This is a genomic window from Orientia tsutsugamushi str. Boryong, assembly GCF_000063545.1.
In the GTDB taxonomy this organism is placed as follows: Bacteria; Pseudomonadota; Alphaproteobacteria; order Rickettsiales; family Rickettsiaceae; genus Orientia; species Orientia tsutsugamushi_C.
Map to the genome: position 1 here is coordinate 1322430 of NC_009488.1, position 22976 is coordinate 1345405.

Here is a 22976-nt window from a genome sequence, read left to right on the forward strand (position 1 = left end):
CTTAATTAAACTACATACTTTTGAATCTATTAATTTTAGAAAAAAGTATAGCTGTTTGGTAAGTAAATAATTAGACAAAGGTAGTGACAAGTACATTTTTCGCAAAAAGTGCGAAATTAAGTTCATGTCTCGTCAAAACATAATAAATAAGTTGAGACAGATTAAACTTTAAGTATCAAACTTAAGAGTTTGATCCTGGCTCAGAACGAACGCTGGCGGCATGCCTAACACATGCAAGTCGAACGAATTAATGCTGAGCTTGCTTAGCATTAATTAGTGGCAAACGGGTGAGTAACACGTGGGAATCTGCCCATCAGTACGGAATAACATTTAGAAATAAGTGCTAATACCGTATGCCCTCTATAAGGAGGAAAGATTTATCGCTGATGGATGAGCCCGCGGCAGATTAGGTAGTTGGTAAGGTAATGGCTTACCAAGCCTGTGATCTGTAGCTGGTCTGAGAGGACGAACAGCCACACTGGGACTGAGACACGGCCCAGACTCCTACGGGGGGCAGCAGTGGGGAATATTGGACAATGGGCGAAAGCCTGATCCAGCAATGCCGCGTGAGTGATGAAGGCCTTAGGGTTGTAAAGCTCTTTTAGTAGGGATGATAATGACAGTACCTACAGAAAAAGCCCCGGCTAACTCCGTGCCAGCAGCCGCGGTAAGACGGAGGGGGCTAGCGTTGTTCGGAATTACTGGGCGTAAAGGGCGCGTAGGCGGTTTAATAAGTTAGGAGTGAAATCCCGGGGCTTAACCCTGGAACTGCTTCTAAAACTGTTAGGCTAGAGTATGGTAGAGGATGATGGAATTTCTAGTGTAGAGGTAAAATTCTTAGATATTAGAAGGAACACCAGTGGCGAAAGCTGTCATCTGGGCCATTACTGACGCTGAGGCGCGAAAGCGTGGGGAGCAAACAGGATTAGATACCCTGGTAGTCCACGCTGTAAACGATGAGTGCTAGATATTGGGGGATTTTTCTTTCAGTTTCGTAGCTAACGCATTAAGCACTCCGCCTGGGGAGTACGGTCGCAAGATTAAAACTCAAAGGAATTGACGGGGGCCCGCACAAGCGGTGGAGCATGCGGTTTAATTCGATGATCCGCGAAAAACCTTACCAACTCTTGACATGGTAGTCGCGAAAAATGGAGACATTTTTCTTCAGTTTGGCTGGACTACACACAGGTGTTGCATGGCTGTCGTCAGCTCGTGTCGTGAGATGTTGGGTTAAGTCCCGCAACGAGCGCAACCCTTATTCTTATTTGCCAGCGGGTAATGCCGGGAACTATAGGAAAACTGCCGGTGCTAAGCCGGAGGAAGGTGGGGATGAGGTCAAGTCATCATGGCCCTTATGAGTTGGGCTACACGCGTGCTACAATGGTACCTACAGAGTGATGCGATACGGTGACGTGGAGCTAATCATTAAAAGGTATCTCAGTTCGGATTGCACTCTGCAACTCGAGTGCATGAAGTCGGAATCGCTAGTAATCGCGGATCAGCATGCCGCGGTGAATACGTTCTCGGGCCTTGTACACACTGCCCGTCGCACCATGGGAGTCAGTGGTACCTGAAGTTGGTGAGCTAACGTAAGAGGCAGCTAACCACGGTAGAACTGGTGACTGGGGTAAAGTCGTAACAAGGTAGCCGTAGGGGAACCTGCGGCTGGATTACCTCCTTTAAAGACAATTCTATTACCTTAATTTTCTTTAAAATTAGTGTAATAAGTTAAATTTTAGTCACTACCTTTGTCTGATTATTTACTTTATTTGTTCTAGCAATAACATTAGAGTTTTTCAGTTTTGATGATAAAAATTTTTAGCTGTAGCAAAGATTTTTTTAGTTAATGGAAAGGCTTTTAGCAAAGAAGAGTAGAAAAAAATAGTGTTTAACATGTACATAAGTAAAAAAAATCTATAATTTATACTTTTCATGCTTTCTATTGCTATCTTTATATTGTTTCCAGAATTTTAATAAAGAGGTTCTACTCTTCCTAAATGTAAAGAGCTAATTGAAGAGTGGTGTTGATTATAAAGTGGTGTTTGTTGATATAACTGTGAAATTCATAATATTTGCAACTAAAGCTTTTTATAGTAGGTAAGAAGTAGCATAAACGGTACAATAGATAATGTTTTTTGCTTAAAAAATATATAAATCTTATTTATTAAATGTTATTATCTCACTCATATCCCTCATTTTAACTATAGTTGAGTTTATATTTTTTATCAATGCAAGTATTCATGCTTAAAAGAAGCAGAGCATATACAGCGTAAGTATGGTATAAACTGAGTATTAATTCTCAATTTAATAACTAGAACATAACTTCAATATAGCTAAGAGTTTAAAGAGTTTAAGTCGTACTTTGTAAATATTAATACATTTTACAATTTGGTGTAGTTTTTTTGATTTAAACTGCAATTCTTGATTGTCTTATAAAGAAATAACTTGATTTTATGATAAGTTCATGAGATTATACGTTAAAATTAATCTTTAGAATTATGTTATAATAACGCTCATGAGGCAAAATAAATGCGTGTTCTACTAATTGAAGATGATCCAGCACAAGCATCATCTATTGAGCTATCTTTAGCTAATGAAGGTATCATTGCTGATAAAGCTCATTTAGGTAAAGATGGAATTGAGATCTCAAAATTATATGATTATTCTCTTATCATATTAGATTTAATGTTACCAGATATAAGTGGATATGAGGTTCTACTAAGCTTAAGATCGCAAAAAATCCAAACTCCTGTTTTGATTTTATCTGGTTTGTCAACTATTGATAATAAAATTAAGGGCTTGTCATTTGGTGCAGATGATTATATAACTAAACCTTTTGATTCTGATGAGCTATCTGCTAGGGTAAAAGCTATTATACGTCGATCAAAAGGGCATTCAGAAGCGGTAATTAGAGTTGGACATTTATCAATAAATCTTGATACAAGGTCTGTTTCTATGTATAACAAAGATAAGCAAAAGAATATACCTATACATTTGACTAATAAAGAATATAAAATCCTTGAGCTTTTAGCGATTAAGAAAGGTACTGTTTTAACTAAAGAAATGTTCTTAAGTCATCTTTATAGTGGTATAGATGAACCAGAAATTAAAATTATTGATGTATTTATATGCAAGCTGCGTCGAAAACTTGAAAAAGCGTCTAATGGTATTAACTTCATTGAGACAGTATGGGGAAGAGGATATATATTTGCAGAATTTAAGTCTAACGATGATAGTTATAGCTTAAATAATGTTGAAGAAGAATAGTAATTATATAGTGAATATTAATAATATATATATTATTTTTAGATAATAATATTTGCTCTTAATGCTATAATCAAAAATGTTCTTAACAAAAAAATTATTACTACCTATTTTTAGTTCAATAAACTCAATTCTATAATGTCAAATAATCTAGATCAAAGTAATAATGAATCAATAAATTCATTAATTCAAACAGATAAATTAGTGTTTATTCCAATTGGTGGATGCAACGAAATAGGTATGAATGTCAATATCTATCATTACCAAGGAGAATTTATAATGGTAGATTGTGGTGCAGGCTTTCCTAGTGATTTTACACCTGGAGCTAACATGTTAATAACAGACCTAAGCTTCATCAAAGCTAGCGGAAAAAAATTAGCTGGGTTGATACTAACACATGCTCATGAAGATCATTTAGGAGGAGTTCAGTACCTTCTTCAAGATCTGGATTGCCCTATCTATACTACTAACTTTACAGCTAATTTTTTGTCACTTAGATTAAAAGAGTATGACCCAACTTGTCAAGTTACTATTAATAAGATTACTCCTGGTCATAGATTTAATATTGGGCCATTTGCCATTGAGATGTTAACTCTAACTCATTCCGCACCAGAAATGCAAGCATTAATGATTAGAACTGATGCTGGTACTATTTTACATACTGGAGACTGGAAATTTGATGATGATCCTATTATTGGCAAAGAATCTGATAAAGCTTTATTGCAAAAATACGGAGATGAAGGAATAACAGCGCTAGTGTGTGATTCTACTAATGTATTTTATAGCGGTTTTTCAGGATCAGAAGGTAATCTGCAAAAAAGTTTAATTGATATTATTGGCAGTGCATCAGGATTAATAATTACTACAACATTTGCTTCAAATTTAGCTAGATTGCAGTCATTAATTGTTGCTGCTAAGCATGCTGGTCGTAAAGTTATACTTGCAGGAAAAAGTTTGCTACGGATGATGCGTGCTGCACAAGATAGTGACTATCTGAATGATGTGAACGAGCAATTATTAGACATCAAAGAATTTAGTAAATATCCACGTGAAAAATTAATGATTATCTCAACAGGGTGCCAAGGTGAGCCGTTAGCAGCAGTTAATAAGATAGTAACTGGAAGTCATCAACATATTAAACTACAGGCTAAAGATACAGTTATCTTTTCATCAAAAATTATTCCTGGTAATGAAAAAAGAATATACAAACTATTTAACCAGTTAACTAGAGCACAAGTTAAAGTTATTACTGAAAAAGATAATTTTGTACATGTATCAGGGCATCCTGCAATTGAAGAACTGAAAGCTATGTATAAGCTAACACGACCTAAAATATGTATACCAGTACATGGAGAGCCAATACATATACATGAACATGCTAATTTAGCCAAAAGTTGTGGAATTAAGAATGTTGTTGAACTAGAAAATGGTTCCATTCTACAAATTAACTCAGACTCACATAAAATTTTGGGAAAAATAAAAGTGCAATATCTAGCAATAGATGGCAATTATATACTTTCAGCGAATTCTGATATTTTTTATAAGCGTAGAAGAATGCAAGAAAATGGTATTGTTATTGCTACTTTGATTTTTAACAATAGAAATATTTTAGCTATTGAGCCAATATTATCATTTCCTGGTCTTCTAGATCCTAATCCTAAAAATGAACATGATCCTGATTACTCTATTGCTACACTAATCAAGCAAGAGCTTCAGCAAATATTATCAATTAATAACAGCACTAAAAGATCCATTAAACGAGATAAAATTGAAGAAGTTACAAAAAGCTGTATAAGGCGTATTATTAAACAAGAAGTTAATAAGAACCCAATAATTATGGTCAATATCCATAAATTATATCAACAAAAAAATTAGCAAATAACGCGTAATTACTAACATTGACTTAGCTGAATTGTTCAGATATATTACCATTATTCCATAGTACAATTAGTGAATTATGATATCTATAAATGAAGTACAATTAATTGCTAGTTACTGCAAGTTGAGGTTTAATAACCAAGAACTAAATCATATGGTTAACCAACTATCCAGTATAGTGGAAATGATGAACAAGCTGGAAAAAATTGATTGTACGGGTGTCCCCCCTATGAGGCACTTTGAAGAAAATAACAGAATGCGAAAAGATCAAGTTGAGCAGAATATTACAGTGGATCAGTTATTATCTAATGTACCACAGTCATCAGCAACTATAGCTAAAAACACAAAATATTTTGTTGTACCAAAGATAATAGAATAATGAACAATCTAGTAAAATTAACAATTTCTCAAGCAGTTAGTGGGCTAAAAAATAAAGAGTTTACTGCTACTGATCTAGTAACTGCGCATATCAACCAAATGGATAAGTATAGGTATATTAATTCTTATATTACTGAGATACCAGAACTTGCTTTACAGGCAGCTAAAAAATCTGATTTTTTAATTCAAAATAATCAAGCTCGGCCAATTGAAGGTATTCCAGTTTCTATTAAGGATCTTTTCTGTACTAAAGGAATATTAACTACTGCTGCATCAAAGATGCTACAAAACTTTACTCCTGTTTACGATGCTACTGCATATAGTAAAATCATTAATGCTGGCGGCATTATGCTAGGAAAAGGTAATATGGATGAATTTGCTATGGGATCAGCAAACATTAATAGTTATTTTGGTAATGTAATTAATCCCTGGAAGGCTGAAAGTGATGATGTAGATTTGACTCCTGGTGGATCTTCAGGTGGATCTTCAGCTGCCGTTGCAGCATTTATGGCAATGGCAGCATTAGGTAGTGATACTGGAGGATCTGTTAGGCAACCAGCATCTTATACTGGAACTGTTGGTATAAAGCCAAGTTATGGACGATGCTCAAGATGGGGTATGATTGCATTTTCATGCTCGCTGGATCAACCTGGAGTAATTACTCGTACAGTTGAAGATGCAGCAATTATGCTAGAAATCATGATGGGATATGATGAGAAGGACTCGACAAGCTTAAATGCAGAAGTTCCTAACCTAAGATCAGCTGTTAATCAACCTATTAAAGGTATGAAAATAGGTATACCTTATGATTTAATGGAAAATAGGAGCTTAAGTAGTGAAATTATAACAATGTGGCAAAACACTATAAATTTGTTAAAAGATCATGGTGTAGAAATTGTATCTATTGGCTTGCCATATATTAATTATGCATTACCAGTATATTATGTGCTTTCTTCTGCTGAAGCTTCATCAAATTTAGCAAGATATGATGGAGTAAGATATGGGTTAAGGGTAGAGGGAAAAGATTCAAATATTAATGAAATTTATGAACTTTCCAGATCAGAAGGATTTGGAGCTGAAGTTAAAAGAAGAATTATGATGGGTACATATGCACTTGCATCAACAAATATCAATTCGTATTATATTAAAGCTCAACAAGTAAGACGATTAATAGTGAATGACTTCACAAATAGTTTTAATAAAGTAGATTGTATATTAATTCCATCTGCGCCTACTGCAGCTTTTCCACTTAACTCTAATCAAGATGATCCAGTTACTATGTATTTAAATGATATATTGACAATACCAGCAAGTTTAGCTGGGTTGCCATGCATTTCAATACCAGCTGGGTTTTCAGCTAACAAGTTGCCATTAGGTATGCAAGTTATTGGTTCTCGCTTAGATGAGTATAATATTATTAAAATATCATCAGCTATTGAAAAAGCACTCAATCTCAAATTTATTCCAAAAGGTTTTTAAATATGACATTTATAGAAGGCAAAACTGAAAAATGGGAATATGTTATAGGACTTGAAATTCATGCTCAAATAAAATCCAATGCTAAGTTATTTTCTAGTGCTTCAACTGAATTTGGAAGTTCTCCAAACTCACAGGTCGAATTGTTAGATGCAGCTATGCCAGGATCTTTACCAGTATTAAATGAATTTTGTGTGCATCAAGCTATAAAAACTGCTCTAGGAATTAATGCGAAAATAAATAAATTATCTATTTTTGACCGTAAAAACTACTTTTATGCTGATTTACCAGCAGGTTATCAAATTTCGCAATTTTATCATCCAATTGCTCAAGGCGGTTGGATAGAAATATTAGATGAAAATGGTAATATTAAGTGCATTCAGATTAATAGGTTGCATATAGAACAAGATACAGGAAAAAGTACCCACGATCAATCGGACACTTATAGCTATATAGATCTTAATCGAAGTGGTATAGCATTAATGGAGATAGTTTCTGAACCTGATATTTCTTCTCCTATGCAAGCAGCCGAATATATCAAAAAACTTAGAGCAATATTGAGATATTTAGATAGTTGTAATGGTGATATGGAAAAAGGGGCTCTAAGATGTGATGCTAATATATCAGTAAGAAAGCCAAATAGTGAATTAGGAACTAAATGTGAAATTAAGAACCTTAATTCAATTAAATCAATTGTTAGAGCACTAGAATTTGAAGGTCAAAGGCAGGTCAATATATTAGAATCTGGTGGTACAGTTAAACAGGAAAGTCTTCTATTTGATGCTACACTAGGCAAAACATTTCCAATGAGATCTAAAGAGAATGCTACCGATTATAGATATTTTCCTGATCCAGACCTACCTCCAATAATATTAGATCAGTCATTAATTGACAATATTGCTAGTAGTTTACCCGAATTACCAGATGCTAAAATTACAAGATATGTTAATGAAATCAAGCTTAGTGATTATAATGCTCAAGTTTTAGCAGCTGATAAGGATATTTCCTGCTTTTTTGAAGAAGTTATTAAAACTGCAAATCCTATATTAACTGCTAACTGGATATTAAGTGAGTTATTTGGATTAATGAATAAAGATGGTATTACTATTAACGAATGTAAAATTACTGCTAATCACTTTTCTGAATTAATACAGTTGATTAGTTCCAAAGCAATATCTAGCAAAATTGCAAAAACAGTCTTAAAAGAAATGTTTGATAGTGGAAAGAGTCCAAAGATAATTATGCAAGAAAAAAATATACAGCAAATTTCAGATCCTAATCAAATTGCTGATATTATTGATGATGTACTTAAGGATAATTATCAGTCTGTTGTTTCCTATAGAAATGGTAAAGACAGATTATTTGGATTTTTTGTTGGCCAAGTAATGAAGAAAACTGCTGGTAATGCAAATCCTGAGCTTATCAATGAAATATTGCATACAAAATTAAAACAATTTCAAATTTAAATTTGTTTTCTAATCTAATAAAAGTCTAACATCAATAAAACAGTTTATTTGTTTTGATTTTTTATACAATCTCTTATCCATATATTCAGCAATTACCTCAACTGATAATTCAGATTTCAGTAATTTTATTGCAAAATCTTTTTTTGCTTCGGCTTTACCTTTAGCCTCACCGAGTTTTATGCCTTCAGCTTTAGCTCGTTCGAGTTTATAATCTTCAACTGCTTTATTATCCCATATACACTTTAACTCTTGTTCATAGGTTTTAGTTCGTCTTCGCTTCAATTAAACTGATCTAATGCCTTATACGCTCTTTTTATTATTAAATCTTCACCTTTATTAAAGATTTATACAAAGACTTTTTTATCATTCATATTGGAGTTACATACTCAATCAATGAACAACAAAGTCTCGTTAATGAACTTCTAATTACTAACTATAATTAATCAGAGTTCGATATAAAAAATAGAAAAAAGATAAGAATAAAAAATCCATATTAAAAACTACTAGATTCAACAAAGAAAAAAGCATAACTGTTATGCTAACTCTAGTAAAGATTTTATACTTAATAGAAAGCACATTATCAAGAAAAAATAATGTTTAACACTATCCATAAAAGCAAAAAATCCTATAATCCTTATCTTTCATATATTTCAACACCTTTCTTATATCAAACTTTGTATTTAATAAGTTTAATATACCTTTTAACTAAGTCAAGTTATTTTACAAGTCTTTTATAAATCTACACTACTTGGCTCCATTTCTACATTACCGATAATGACTGCCTCATTACAAAACTCCCTCACATTGTCATACTCTTCAAATAATAAAGCATACTTATCTTGATATTATTTAAGTAATAGCTCAAGTGGAGTAATATTTAAACATTTTTTTAATTTCATACATAAATTAACAGAGTCATGAATAACTAGATTTGCCTGTGTTAATTCTAACATTACTTGCGTTAATTTATTAAAACTCTCCTCTTTAGCTTTTTTGTCTTTACAACGAATGATAATATCTACCAACCATGGCATTTCTTCAGCTTTTGATTTCATATTTGCATATGCATTACTTAATCCTTCCTCTTGCTTAGATAACTTGTCTTCATCATAAGCGATATCTAACAACATCGACATTGGCTCAAATGCTTCTGGATGATTTTTATAATACTCAGTAATATTATGGCCCAGATACTCGTCTGATGATAATTCTTCTAATTTATCATCATTAGGAATACGATATGTATTTGGACAACTGAACAATTTTAGGTTATTTTTAATTAAGCTTTGTTTTTCATAATCAATATTTACTATTTTTGAATTAGTATTATTTAAACTTAAAAAATCAATGTCCAATGGAAGCACTACTCCATCTGTTAGTTCTGCAATTTTAGTTGCTAAGCTAGAAACTTTTGTTTTAAAACTATCTTCTGTTGTTTGATAGAGTATAGATTTAAGAGCCTTATTAGCTTTATCTTCTAGCATATTTTCATTCAAGAACTCTTCAAAACGTGTTATGCTGTTACATTTATTCATAAAATATTCTATGAAGCTATTGCATACATCTATAGCTTCTTCATCAGTTGTAACGGATAAGATAATTTTATTACTAATAAAGTTTGCTAAAGCTTCAATTTTCCTGTTTTTCAAATTCTTGAGCATTATCTTTTTTCCTTAAATAATCTATTCTATTTAATACTACATCTATTGTAATAGGTAAATCTTCGTGTGAAATATGAAAATCTTCGTAATCTTTAGCATGTTTTATCGCAGAAATAATACTACTAACTTTAGTAAGCTGTAATATTTTTTCTTAGTGGATTCCAATATGACTACACTGCGTAATTTTCCATGCATTTTGCGATTAATAAATACATCATATGAATCTATTGTAGTATAAGGAGAAAATGGTCGTAGATACTTATGAGGAAGCTATGACTTCAATAACTCTTTAACATTATTAGGTAGGTTTTTAAAGTACGAATTATAATCCTCTGGATTCATGTTCTCGCAGAATAATAGAATAAGGCTATCATGTATAGATGCTAAATTTTCAACGTATGATTCATATTTTTGTAAATCAATTCCAAATTTTATTAGTATCTTTGCAACTAATACATGAATATCATGGTAAACCCTACTTCCATACTGTCCAATAGATTGACTACTTTGCAAATTTTTAAAGTTAGGCCGAAAATGCTCATATGCAAAATATTTCGTATAGAATTTTTCTTGAAAGAGCATCTCTGCTAAATTATTAGCACACTTTGAGTTTTCATCTATTAGATTCAAATGTTTTTCTAGTAACAATTCTACATTTCTTACTTCAGTACTAGTTAAGTTACCGCTAGACATTCTAATGGTACCTGCTATAAAGCTTTCAGCTATCTCATTTTGATTATTAAGTTGAAAGTTTTTAATAAACCATTCTGCAGACTGTACTAAATTTCTCTGTATAATTTTTGTTAGTATAGTAGTATGATCATATCCGTCATTATTACAATGTACTGAAAACTTACCTTTGGCGCCGTTTAGTAGAAAATTAGTGTATTTATCTGAATAAGATTTAGCATTTTCTAGAGAAAGATATTTTTTTGATATACGTAATGCAGTATTATCGTACTCCTTAGTAGTTAAATCAGTACGTTCAGTAGCATAAATCCACATTGTAGCAGGCATACCATGCTTATCTTTAGCACTGATATCAGCTCCAAGAATCAATAGGTCTTCTACGATGTTCTCTCTTAGATACTTAAACGCTCTTATGAGTAGTGTATCATTGTTTGCTTGAGATCGTATATCAACTAATTCAGAATGCAAGGCTGTTAATTTTAGAAGAGCTGCCTTATTACCTGCTTCTACATATCTAAAGGCATCTCTTCGTATTTCATCTGATATCATATATTTGATAATTCTTAATTTATGTTTAAAGTTTTATATTAAATGTATAACTGTAAAAATTGCTAAAATCAATTAAGAAAATTGTAAAATATGATAAAGCAACAGGAAAAATGAACAAATAGCTAACTTAATAAATTCAAGTTGGCTATAATAATCAGAGTTTGATATAAAAAGTATGCTAAACTATATGAATAGAACACCAATCATAGAAAATGGTACTATAGTTACTAACAAAAAGAAGGTTGTCGTCAAGGCTCAATTGTTTCATTAATCTTGGCTAATGTATCTCTGCATTATGTTATAGATAGCTGGTTTGCAAAAATCAGTAAAGAAAACCTAATGTTACAAACAGGAACGGTGAGGTATTGCGACGATATGGTATTTGTCTTTGAAAGGAAAGCAGATGTGAAAAGGTTTTATGATGTTTTGCCTAAAAGGTTAAATAAGTTGTGCTAAATATCAATGAACTAAATTACAAATGATAAAATCTGGTAGAGACCATGCTGCAAATTTAGCCAAACAAGGCAAGAAGATTATAAGCTATAATTTTCTTGGATTGACTTGCTATTGGTGCAAATCAAGATTTGACGCAACATTGAGACTAAAATATAGCACAAGGAGAGATCGTTTTACCGAAAAACTGAAAGGACTGAGAAAATATTTGCGTGGTTAGTAAAATTAGCAAGACAAAACACAGATATTATCATAAGTCATTAGAGTTATTAGGTGATGAATCAACTATCATGGTATATCCGATAACGAAAGACGAGTAAGTTCATTTATCAACCAAATTACACTGGCAATATAACTGGTTTAATAGAATTGGAAGAAAACGTAAGATAAATTGGAAAAGACTAACTGAGATACTTAAAAAGGCCAGTTTAGGATAAGAGAAAGCAGGGAAAGCATAATACAAAAGGTATACAAGAGATAATGTGCAATTATAATTATGTGATATATTAAATATAGTTTTAATTAATAGCCATTTATTTATTGCTCGAATGTTTGCAAATGCAAATTTAGAATAAGAAACAGTTAGAAAGAGATATATATACAAGTGTTACAATGGTCAATGTTCAGGTTATTAAGTATAGTATTATGAACTAATACTTGTAGAAATATGAGCAATAAATAAACTGTTATTAATTGAAATTATATTTAAATATATCGCATAATTTAATTGTACATTATCTCTCATAGGCCTTTTACATTATGCCTTCCCTGCTTTTTCTTATCCTAAACTGGCGTTTAAAAACACCAGATTAGGATAATGAAAATTATTAAATGTAGCAAATAAAAGGCTTCTGCTGGAAAATGCGGAGTAGAAGAAAGTTATATGGGAAGATAGAATTATATAATGATTACCAAATTCGATATTATAGATCTTTGAAAGCAATAACTTCAGATAGGCTATAGGCAATGATATGACGTTATCAGGAAAGTGTAATACTTGAAATCCATACATTAAGTTTGATGTGGTTGGTGATGGAAACGAAGATAACTAAACTACTGCGTTTTCATTCAACTCTACTTTATGTGACAAAGAAAATAGCAACATTTGCTTTGTTGGCCAGAGAGATACAAATATTATCGCTTCTTGATATGCTTAAACCTCATTGCAAATGATTATATTATCTCTTTATAACTTTTTCTTATTATAAATTCAGTGTTTAAAAATCAAGAACTATTGCAAAGATATTAATTTTTTTTAGTTATTATGTCTATAACTTAAAAAATAATTTACTAATCATTGATTTTATCGTAATACTTGCAAGAAGTTTATAGTTTATAAAATACATTAATTATAAAAGAAGGTAATTATTTTATGGAAGACTTTTTAAATATTACAGAAGCTAATATAGAAAAGCAGAATTTTTGCGTAGAAACTGATGAAATTTTTTATAAAGGTAGAGCTATGAATAACATTTGTCATAGCGTGTTTACTAGCACTACAAAAGAAATTAGCATAGAAAAAACTTTTTACTCTTATCGAGAATGTAAAAGAAGTTATAATGAACTGGACTGCAGTAATGCAACAAGCTTTCTAGGTGAAATTATAGAATATAGTTCGAAGTTATGGATTCAATTTAAAAAAGATATACCTATTTTTTTTGAAAATATATGTAACCCAGGTGAAATCAAAGTTTGTATTGATGGCAGAGTACTAGATAACGATGCTGAACAAATCAACAATACAGATAATAGTGATTTATGGAAGATAAGTATACCAACTGTAATTATTTTAACATTAACATTAGGAGTAGTAACATTTTTGATTAAAAAAAAGTATAGAAGCAGCAATACTACAAATAAAAGTGATGCTGATGTTGAATCAGAAACGCCTTGCCTTGATAAATCTCATATAAAAGAAGCAACTAAGCAAGTTAGCAATGACTCTAATGATAATATCATTCCAGCTGTTGATAACATTCAAGTATGTAATACTTTGAATGCTGGTTTGGAAGCTCAAGAAGAACATACTATACAAGGAAAATTATCTTATTATGAGAGCGATATATAACACAAGTTTGATATAATGAGAATATCAGCGAAGAGTGAGACACAGCTAAGATTTTAAAAATTATTATCTATATTAAGTGCGTTATAAACGCCAGATTAGGATAAGTGGAAAGATGAAATGTAGAGAATAAGAGGTATACAAAGAGAGAATGTTGAGTTATAAAAAAAATTTAAATAAACAGTGAATAACCCAACATAAAAAAATGTATTATAACAGTATACTATTTAATAGACAATTTTTGCAAGATATATCAAGAGTGGGAGAGAAAGAGATTAATACCAAGTAGTAATCAAAGGAACAGAGATGGGAAGTTGCCCTTAGTGAGTTATTAACAATAGCGATATATTTTTATGTATCTCCATGCAAGGATTGTAAAAATTACTATCTATATTACTTGAGTCATAAGTATAAAAGATACTTTTGTTTACCAAGTTATAGTAGAATAATACAACTGTGGCCTAGAATGTTACTACCGCTAGATTAATGCATTATCTGAGAGGAGAAGAGACTGGTATATATTACATCGATTCTACAAAGTTAGCAATTTGTCATAATAAACGCACCTCCAGCAATAGAGTTTTTAACAGAATTTCTAAAATTGCTAAGAGTAGTTATGGCTGGTTCTTATGCTTTAAGCTACATATTATAATCAATAATAAAGGCGAAATAATGTCAGTTAAAATTACTAAAGGCAATAAAAGCGACCTATCTGTATCTTCAGTTTTTTCTAAGGGCTTATCTGGTAAATCGTTTAGTGATAAAGCCTACATATCTAAGGAGTTATTTCATCAACTGCTGACCAATGGTCTACGTTTATTTACTAATCTTCGTAAAGATATAAAAACATATTTATTGGACATACAAGATAATCGGTTATTAAATAAACATTCTTTAATTTAGTCTGTCTTTAATGTACTAAAAAAACATATGCTTTTAGAGCATACTAGACACCGTTCTCCTCTTAATTTCTTTGTTCATATAATTGCTTCTCTTGCTAGTTATTCTATCTCTAAACTTAATCCCAGTCTTATCTCTTCTTCTTCTCCTGACTCCTTATCCTAAATTGATGTTTAAAGAATGGTGAAATATTTAGCTTTCTTATACTTGATTTTAGATGATTAGAAACTAAGCAAAGTAAAATTTGGATTCTCAGAAGACGCAGGGAATGAGAGCGTAAACTGTACTTCTGGAAAGACCAAAAGAAATGTTCAGCCAGTTTATATTGCAACCAATAGATAGATATATATTATTAACCAGATATTACATGATAGATAAATTACTTTATGATTGGTAACTCTATCAGTTGTTTTGGATATGCAAGGTACTTTGTGAACAAGGAAGTAAGACACAACTTAATGAAATCACGTGGATTGAAAGGCTTCATCTTGAAATTGAGGATTAGTAGAGAGTTGTATGTAAAAGTAAAATTATATTGTGATTACCAAATTTGATATAGCTATACTACTATAAAACAGTCATAATAGTTTGGCTATCACTATGACTTAGATATGCCTTTCAAAAAGCATATAATCTAACTGTTTTAACGTCAGTTTAGGATAAGAAAAAGTATGAAAGGTATAATAAAAAGGTATACAAGAGATATTATGTAATATCTTTAAATATAGTTTCAATTAATAACCGTTTATTTATTGCTCATATGTTTGTAAATGCAATTTTAGGATAAGAAACAATTAGAAATATGTAATATACAAGTGTTATAATGGTGAATGTTCAGGTTATTAAGTATAGTATTATGAAAGAATATTTGTAAAAATATGAGCAATAAATAAACGGTTATTAATTGAAACTACAGATAATATATAATTATACATTATCTCTTGTATACCTTTTACTCATTACCTTTCATATTTTCTCTTATCCTAAATTAGCGTTTTTATAGTAGCTTAGCTATATTAGACTTCTTTCGAAACTAGAGAATGATGTAGAATAGTGTTATAAAGATCTGATTTAAGGTAATAATGAAATTCGATCATATTAAAGAGTTAAAGGATGAAAAATTTCGTTGATTAACAGTGGTAAGGAAGGGAACATTCTCAAAGATGGTGGATATTTTTAGGCAAGCTGATTGTCTTAAGAAATCAAAATGTGTGAAAAATAGCTCAATTTGGATGAACAGTTGCTGATGGTCTTAGAATACCTTAGAGAATACCACACTTATTTCCATATAGGTCAGAACTATGGGATTAGTGAAAGTTGAGCATATAAAGCTGTAAAATGGGTAGAAGATACCCTAGTTAAACACCAAAACTTTGCTCTTCCAGGTCGTAAAGCTCTAATGAAGAGTGATATGAATTATGAAGTAGTCTTGATTGATGCTACTGAGACTCCTATAGAAAGACCCAAAAAAACAAAAATTCTATTATTCAGGAAAGAAGAAATGGTATACACTAAAAACTCAAATAGTGTTAGACAAGCAAACATACCAAGTAATATGTACAGATTTTCCTAACGGTAAAAAGCATGACTTTAGATTATTTAAGGAATCCAAAATTCTTATTCATCATAAGGTTAAAGCGATTACTGATACAGGATATCAAGGTATACAAAAAATTCACAATAATTCTGAATTATCAAAGAAAAAAAGCAAGAAAAATCCTTTAACTAAAAATGATAAAAAGAATAATCCTAGATTAGTAGGAGAATGAGTTGTGAATGAAAACATTATTGGTATGCTAAAACGGTTCAAAATTATTGCTGACAAATATCGAAATAGACGTAAAAGATTCAGTCTTAGATTTAACTTGATCTCTGGCATTTATAATTTTGAACTACCTTAACCAGTTTCGAAAGAGGTCTATTATAGATCTTTGAAAGCAATAATAGTAAACACAAGCTATAGACAATAATATGAAGTTATCAGGAAAGCATAATATGTGAAATCTATACGTTACGTTTTGATGAATTGCGCTATAGAAACTTGGATAACAAAACCATCTGATTCTATATTTAAGAATGGAAGAAGTGCTAACATCTCTTCTATTACCTGATTTAAAAAACTGAAAATATATTTTTATACTCCTAACATAATATACAAAACCAACTCAAAGTTGTTTTTTTAAGATTTTAGTTTATAATTAAGTTAATTTTTTTAGTTAATAGGAAGGTTAAATATATGTTTGTTATAAGCACTTTAATAGATGAATTAAAGGACATAGAGAAATATACTGATATACTTGATGATAATATTCTAACTACAGATCAGTATATTAAACAGATCATTGATATACTTAATATTAATAAAATAAAATTGGATAGTGAGTATAATACTAGTAGTGAGCTACTTAATAATTTAATTACTAATGTTGGTATTGATGAGCCAAATAAAACATTTGAGTTAAGTGATAAAGAAATTAATGATTTAATTGATGAAATAGTTGGAAGTAATAATGGTAATTATTTGGTAATAAAAATTATAGATTATGTAACTGATCTAATAAATATTAGAAATGAAGTAATAAAGTTTGTCAAAAAATATAAAATAGCTGAAGCACAGCATTTGATTACATTTCAAACAAAAAATGATAATTTAAGTGATTTTATACGTAAGATGCAAGTTATGCATATAGGACTTAAGTATGCAATTGAAAATCAAGATCCTGAATTGTTTAAGTTTTTCATTCAAAATAGTCATGAACATATTAAGTATATTACTTATTTCAATAATCATCATAATGATATAATAAGATTAGAAAATATAATTGTTTGCTGGATATTACAGCATATAGTGGAAGCTACAAATACGTATAGTTTAAGTAATGTATATGCAGCCAAAATGCTTGATGATATGTTCAGTGTTTTTTCATCTCTTAACTTTGATTTTGATCCATGTATTACACGTTGTAAGTTAAGATTTGACACTGATAAGACATTGGTAAATGCACTAAATATCGTTATTAATAGTAACAAGGTAGTCCCAACATTAGAATTGTTAAAAATTTATAATGGAGATAATACTAAGCTTAAAGTCTTTAATAATAACATTATCTCTACTGAGATAATGTTATTATTAAAGATAAATGATTTTGTTAATTATCAATGTTGTAACAGTAGCATCTTGCAAGAAATGTTTTCATTCGAGAGTTCTATCAACCTTTTGCAGCATAAGCTTCCACATAAAGAATTTTATGAACTTAAGGCTGCAGCAGACTCTGTTAAAGCAAGTAAACAAATTGATCTGCAGAAGTTACAAACTATAAAACTAGATAATATTTGTGATGATGATAGTAGTATCAATAATGAAAGTTATGACTATGCGAAATTATTTAAAAAGCTTCTCTTTAGAAGTAATTCTTATAAGTTACAAAAGTGTGAGCGTAGTAATCATCAAGAAGTTATAGTTAGACAAAGTGGATATGTACCCACGCATGAGAAGAAAGACAATTATTATTCTGAGAAACAACTACTACATGAAGTTACTTTAGAACGTCATTATGATGACAATACCACATTTGATGTTGATTCAATTTCAATAGGAAATGATATACAATATACTACAATAACACTTTAATAAAGCTAGAGTTCAATAAGCTGCTAGGTAAGTATGAGAGCACTTTTCCTCCAAAAGAACAGTACATGATAGTCACATCATACAGCTCAAGCCTCTTTAAGGCTAAGTTTTTTAGAGCTAGCTTCAACATTGAATATCAGATTATGTATCTGCTTATTGTAGTTGATGTGTAACAACATCAAATTTGAGTTTCTATTATTACCACCTTTGGACTTTAGAATAATATAATGTGTATCCAAATCTGTCTCTAATATAATGATTTGCTTGTAATTTGGGCATTTATAGCCATTTACAATGAGGTTTGAGCATAGAAAAAAGTGATAATAGATTCATAAGATTTAGCAAATTGAGTAATTTGATTTCTAATTTACGTTTTCATATTAGCCCAAAACTTTTCTATCGGATTTAAATCTAGAGAATAAGGTAGCAGAAAAATAACTTTACAACCAACAGATTCTATTAACTATTTTATCGCTTTTTTCTATGCCAAACTTCATTGTAGATGACTATACAACTATATTTGCATCAACTTTGCTATATATTATCTGAGTATTCTTTGTCCAATATACTATCATCTAGAGTGATAATTATTTCTCATTTACTCCACTTACACACTAAATCTTAGAGTTAATTTTGCTTTCATTAGATATCTTCTTATTATGTCATCACTTATCTCATCTACATATCTTGCTAAATTTGTAATTGCATAATTTTTTTTGCTAGATAGCTCTACTAGGAATATTTTTTCTTGTCATCATTTTTTACCTAAATCTATTATTTCTTAATAATAGCATTCTTTGACATATTTTCATCGTTTTGCTGAAGGTACTGCATGTACATTATAATCTAACTATAATTTAATTTTAGTAATACATACTTTTACATTATAATAAAATTAGCCATGTTATTTTCTAGATTTTTACTGTTGTATTTTCAGTAAATTAAAAATTTTGTCTGTAGAATATATGGTATTGTCTGCTATAATTCCAATATACACATCATAGTTTGATTATTCATTTCGTTCAATAATATATAAAAGAACACAATGTTTTTAAATATCAATGCAACTACCGTTATAGCAATTATATTTTTAATGCTCAACATTATTGTAAGTATTTACTATAGAGGTAGTACTAACAGCATTCAAAAATATGCTTTAGGCAGAAGAAAATTTGCTACTGTAGCTATTGCTACTAGTATTATAGGCACATACTTTAGTGGTAACATTTTTCATTATGCTTTGCTATATACATTGCAGCCAGGAATACTGAAATTATCAATGCTAGCAACTGCTGTAAGTTTTATAATTCAAAGCTTAATATTGGCACCACGTATACAAAAATTTCTAGGAAAATTATCAGTAGCAGATGTTATGGGAAGCTTATATGGTAATCATATTAAAGTTATTACTGCTATTGGATCTATTGTTATTTCTTTAACCATTAGTGCAATGGAAATAAAGTTATTATACAACATTATTCAGTATATAAGTTACAATGGTTTGTTCATTATTGCTATTACAATCATTATTTATCTAGCCTGTATAGGAATTAGAGCAATAGTATTTACTGACATGTTTCATTGCTTTACTATAATCTTCTTGTATGCCGCATTGTTTGTTTTTTTTAATAAAGTTGCTGATTTAAGTACAATAATTACTACGCTTACAACGAATCAAATTTTTGATTTCAAAGGATTCATTGACTATACTAATCCACTAATTATGCAATATTGGTGGGTACTAGCTTTTAATATCTTGCCAATAGTTAGACCATTAATGTTTTATAAGTACCTAATAGTAACTAACTCTCGGCAAGTTGTTAATGTTCTTAATACATTATCTGTTGTAATATTTGCAGCTACTATATTATTGATCATCTTCGCAACAATATTATTACCTATAGATATTAGAAATGCTAATCCTAGCGACATATTAACAGAAGTAATAAAACGTTGTTCAGACCTTGAATTTACACAGTTAATGATAATTGTTATGATAGTTATTACAATCTCAACTGCTATCTCGCATATTAGTATGGCTGCTGTTATTTGTTTCAATGACTTATGTAATCCACTAGGAATATTGAAACAGTATTCTCCCAAAAATGAGCTAAGAATTGTTAGAATATTTGTTATACTATTTACTATAGCTTCTGTATTGATATCTTTTACCAATCAAGAATTATGGAATATGCATATTCTTGGAGAACATTTTTACAGTCCAATTATAGGAGCACCATTATTAGTTACTGTTCTAGGATTTAGAAGTACTAGTAAAGTAATATTATTTGGTATGCTATCAGGAGGAGTATCTCTACTATTACTGGATTGGTATAACCAATCAGTTACTGAGATCTATCACATAGTTTTGGCTATCATTATCAACTTTACAGTAATGATGACAATGCACTATGGACTTCAAGAGCCAGGAAGATGGGAAAACTATAAAATAGTTTCAAAATTACATGAAGCATATTGCAAGAGAGAGAATAATGCTATTAACTGGCTTAGAGCATTGCTTCAATACTTTGAATGGAACAGAATATTAGCATACAGTTCAGATATGTTAAGACATCAACATTATTGTTTATATACATCAATATTTACCATTTTATCGCTATCAATAATGTCAGTTTTAAGTATTAGTTCAAATTCATTGGATAATTCTCAAATTATTAATATCCTATTACTTTTATCATTTGGCCTTACAACAATATTTACTGTTTATCAATTTTTATCACTAACACCAAACAATAATAAATATTTAGGATTGATTTGGCTTATATTTATATTTTTTGCATTAATTTTAACTAATACCGCACTATTAGTTGTAAGCGAATTTCATAAAGTATCGTTAATTTGTTTTATAGTGAACTTAATTGTAGTTGGTATTCTAATTAGATGGCAAGTTGCTCTAATTATGATTATTAGTGGAGTTATAATAGCAATAGAAATCTTAAGCATTTTTGAACCACAAATTAGTTTAATACCTCCTACAGATTCTGGACTTATTCCAACCACACTTATGGTTAGCAGCGTATTATTAATGTTTATAAAAATTAAGCAAGAGGAATACATTCTTGAACAAAACATGAGAAACAAAGCTGAAAACAAGATAAAAAGTATGAATATTCGGCTTAACATAAAAAAAGAAATATTAAATCACTTAAGTCATGAAGTTAGAACTCCACTGCAAGGTGTTAAATCTTGTATTGATTTACTAATAAAGCACTGTAATGAATACAGTAACAGCGAACAATTGTTAGGAATAGTAAATCGAGTTAATAGCAGTGTTGAAAGGGTATGTAATCATATTGATAATTTATTAGATTTATCAAAAATAGAAGCTAATAAAATGGCATTTAACATTCAACAGTGTAATCTTCGAACATTATTAAATGAAATAGTATTTGATTTTAATACTTTACAAGTTAGCAAACAACATAAGATTGATATAAACTATCCACAGCAAGTAACTGAAGCAGTAGATTGTGACAGAGGGCGTATCACGCAGGTAATGCTTAATCTAATATCTAATGCAATTAAATATTCTAAACCAGGACTAATCTTAATTAGCGTTAAGCAAGATAACGAAAATATTTATGTATCAGTTAAAGATAATGGAGATGGTATTCCTAAACACAAACTTAATACTATATTTCAGCCTTTTGAACAATGTGGCTACGATAAATTTAGAATTAGTAGCACAGGACTTGGTTTAAATGTATGTAAGGAACTAATTACTAAACATAATGGTAATATTTGGGCTGAAAATCAAAGTCATGGGGGTGGTAGCGAATTTTGTTTTTCTTTACCACTTTACAGATATCATAAACAGCATAGTCATGCTAATAAACCAAAAATCAGCTTACCAATGTTGAATAAAAAAATGACAATTCTTATTATAGATGATGATCAAATAATCTTAGATTCTATGCATCTACTTATCGATACGATAAATTATCAAATTACTACTGCAAACAATGGTGAAGATGCTATTAATTTAATTAAAAGTAATCCAGCACTGTATCAAGTTATTTTACTTGATATTTCTTTACCAGATAAAAACGCTGACATGGTGCTAAAAGAAATACAACCAATCTTGAAACAATATAATATTCCTGTTGTTATTCAGTCAGGTTATCTACACGATGATAAATCACAGCAATATTTACTTAGTCTAGGAGCTACTGCATTTATTACTAAACCTTATTCTCAAGATGCATTGTTTAGCGTTATAGCTGATATTACACGTCAGAATAGCATAAACTATGTGAGTAGACCTAACCAATCGCTCAATTAGGCCCCTCCTCAGAACCGGAGTTGCAGAATTACCGCATCCGGCTCTCAAAAATAAGATAAGCATTATGCCTTATTTGTTGTCTAGAACATTGAGACAATCTTTCCAATTTTAGGAAAATTTACTCTTTTAAGTATCTCGGTTAGTCTTTTCCAATTCATCTTACGTTTTCCTCCCATTTTATTGAACCAGTTATATATTGCACGTGTACTTTGGTTGATAAATGAACTTACTCGTCTTTTATTATCAGATATACCATGATAGT

Annotated in this window: 13 protein-coding genes, 1 rRNA gene and 3 pseudogenes; 14 read left to right on the plus strand and 3 right to left on the minus strand. The window is 30.4% G+C overall.

Going from position 1 to position 22976, the window contains the following annotated elements:
* The first annotated feature begins 177 nt into the window (after positions 1-177).
* The 6 genes from OTBS_RS06385 (at position 178) to gatB (ending at position 8462) form a co-directional block, all read left to right on the plus strand.
* Positions 178-1681, plus strand: a 16S ribosomal RNA gene (locus tag OTBS_RS06385).
* Between the two features lie 848 nt (positions 1682-2529).
* Positions 2530-3267 (plus strand): response regulator transcription factor CtrA, encoded by a 738-nt coding sequence (gene ctrA, locus OTBS_RS06390; RefSeq protein WP_011944869.1) that lies wholly within the window; start codon positions 2530-2532, stop codon positions 3265-3267.
* Between the two features lie 135 nt (positions 3268-3402).
* Positions 3403-5139 (plus strand): ribonuclease J, encoded by a 1737-nt coding sequence (locus OTBS_RS06395; RefSeq protein WP_011944870.1) that lies wholly within the window; start codon positions 3403-3405, stop codon positions 5137-5139.
* An 82-nt stretch (positions 5140-5221) separates the two neighbouring features.
* Complete coding sequence (gene gatC / locus OTBS_RS06400; RefSeq protein WP_011944871.1) at positions 5222-5521, plus strand: Asp-tRNA(Asn)/Glu-tRNA(Gln) amidotransferase subunit GatC; 300 nt, start codon at positions 5222-5224, stop codon at positions 5519-5521.
* The gene (gene gatA, locus OTBS_RS06405) at positions 5521-6999 is read left to right on the plus strand and encodes an Asp-tRNA(Asn)/Glu-tRNA(Gln) amidotransferase subunit GatA (RefSeq protein WP_011944872.1); all 1479 of its coding nucleotides are present in this window, start codon (positions 5521-5523) and stop codon (positions 6997-6999) included. Before gatC ends, gatA begins: the two co-directional genes overlap by 1 nt.
* A 2-nt stretch (positions 7000-7001) precedes the next feature.
* Entirely contained in the window at positions 7002-8462 is a 1461-nt protein-coding gene (gene gatB, locus OTBS_RS06410; RefSeq protein WP_011944873.1) for an Asp-tRNA(Asn)/Glu-tRNA(Gln) amidotransferase subunit GatB, read from the plus strand.
* A gap of 9 nt (positions 8463-8471) precedes the next feature.
* Here the strand turns inward: gatB and OTBS_RS06415 are convergent.
* Positions 8472-8803: pseudogene (locus tag OTBS_RS06415) on the minus strand (hypothetical protein); the annotation flags it as partial.
* Between OTBS_RS06415 and OTBS_RS16695 the strand changes: the two are divergent.
* Positions 8795-8905: pseudogene (locus tag OTBS_RS16695) on the plus strand (DNA methyltransferase); the annotation flags it as partial. The pseudogenes OTBS_RS06415 and OTBS_RS16695 sit on opposite strands and share 9 nt — an antisense overlap.
* 402 nt (positions 8906-9307) lie before the next feature.
* On the opposite strand, the gene OTBS_RS16700 reads toward OTBS_RS16695, so the two are convergent.
* Complete coding sequence (locus OTBS_RS16700; protein WP_232488955.1) at positions 9308-10111, minus strand: hypothetical protein; 804 nt, start codon at positions 10109-10111, stop codon at positions 9308-9310.
* A gap of 282 nt (positions 10112-10393) precedes the next feature.
* Positions 10394-11362 (minus strand): hypothetical protein, encoded by a 969-nt coding sequence (locus tag OTBS_RS16705; protein WP_041621285.1) that lies wholly within the window; start codon positions 11360-11362, stop codon positions 10394-10396.
* Positions 11363-11635: 273 nt separating this feature from the next.
* Between OTBS_RS16705 and OTBS_RS16710 the strand changes: the two genes are divergently transcribed.
* The 7 genes and pseudogenes from OTBS_RS16710 (at position 11636) to OTBS_RS06455 (ending at position 22714) form a co-directional block, all read left to right on the plus strand.
* The gene (locus OTBS_RS16710; RefSeq protein WP_232488956.1) at positions 11636-11818 is read left to right on the plus strand and encodes a hypothetical protein; all 183 of its coding nucleotides are present in this window, start codon (positions 11636-11638) and stop codon (positions 11816-11818) included.
* 22 nt (positions 11819-11840) lie between these two features.
* Positions 11841-12035 carry a hypothetical protein gene (locus tag OTBS_RS16715; protein WP_041621286.1) on the plus strand — a complete coding sequence of 65 codons (195 nt, stop codon included), beginning with the start codon at positions 11841-11843 and terminating at the stop codon, positions 12033-12035.
* Positions 12036-13187: 1152 nt separating this feature from the next.
* Positions 13188-13883 (plus strand): hypothetical protein, encoded by a 696-nt coding sequence (locus OTBS_RS06435; protein WP_011944874.1) that lies wholly within the window; start codon positions 13188-13190, stop codon positions 13881-13883.
* A 483-nt stretch (positions 13884-14366) separates the two neighbouring features.
* Positions 14367-14783, plus strand: a complete 417-nt coding sequence (locus tag OTBS_RS16720) for a transposase (RefSeq protein WP_232488957.1) — start codon at positions 14367-14369, stop codon at positions 14781-14783.
* A gap of 1133 nt (positions 14784-15916) precedes the next feature.
* Positions 15917-16681, plus strand: a pseudogene (locus OTBS_RS12610) (IS5 family transposase).
* A 335-nt stretch (positions 16682-17016) separates the two neighbouring features.
* Positions 17017-18411, plus strand: coding sequence for a hypothetical protein (locus tag OTBS_RS06450; RefSeq protein ID WP_011944875.1), 1395 nt, complete (start codon positions 17017-17019; stop codon positions 18409-18411).
* A gap of 1045 nt (positions 18412-19456) precedes the next feature.
* A complete protein-coding gene (locus OTBS_RS06455) occupies positions 19457-22714 on the plus strand; it encodes a hybrid sensor histidine kinase/response regulator (protein ID WP_011944876.1) in 3258 nt (1085 codons plus the stop codon).
* Positions 22715-22976 lie beyond the last annotated feature (262 nt).

Bases quoted from the DNA above. Each gene is read 5' to 3' on its own strand.
- OTBS_RS06450 (WP_011944875.1), top strand. From the start codon at position 17,017: ATGTTTGTTATAAGCACTTTAATAGATGAATTAAAGGACATAGAGAAA.
- OTBS_RS06435 (WP_011944874.1), top strand. From the start codon at position 13,188: ATGGAAGACTTTTTAAATATTACAGAAGCTAATATAGAAAAGCAGAAT.
- gatC (WP_011944871.1), top strand. From the start codon at position 5,222: ATGATATCTATAAATGAAGTACAATTAATTGCTAGTTACTGCAAGTTG.
- OTBS_RS06395 (WP_011944870.1), top strand. From the start codon at position 3,403: ATGTCAAATAATCTAGATCAAAGTAATAATGAATCAATAAATTCATTA.
- gatA (WP_011944872.1), top strand. From the start codon at position 5,521: ATGAACAATCTAGTAAAATTAACAATTTCTCAAGCAGTTAGTGGGCTA.
- OTBS_RS06455 (WP_011944876.1), top strand. From the start codon at position 19,457: ATGTTTTTAAATATCAATGCAACTACCGTTATAGCAATTATATTTTTA.
- OTBS_RS16720 (WP_232488957.1), top strand. From the start codon at position 14,367: ATGCATTATCTGAGAGGAGAAGAGACTGGTATATATTACATCGATTCT.
- OTBS_RS16715 (WP_041621286.1), top strand. From the start codon at position 11,841: ATGATAAAATCTGGTAGAGACCATGCTGCAAATTTAGCCAAACAAGGC.
- OTBS_RS16705 (WP_041621285.1), bottom strand. From the start codon at position 11,362: ATGATATCAGATGAAATACGAAGAGATGCCTTTAGATATGTAGAAGCA.
- ctrA (WP_011944869.1), top strand. From the start codon at position 2,530: ATGCGTGTTCTACTAATTGAAGATGATCCAGCACAAGCATCATCTATT.
- gatB (WP_011944873.1), top strand. From the start codon at position 7,002: ATGACATTTATAGAAGGCAAAACTGAAAAATGGGAATATGTTATAGGA.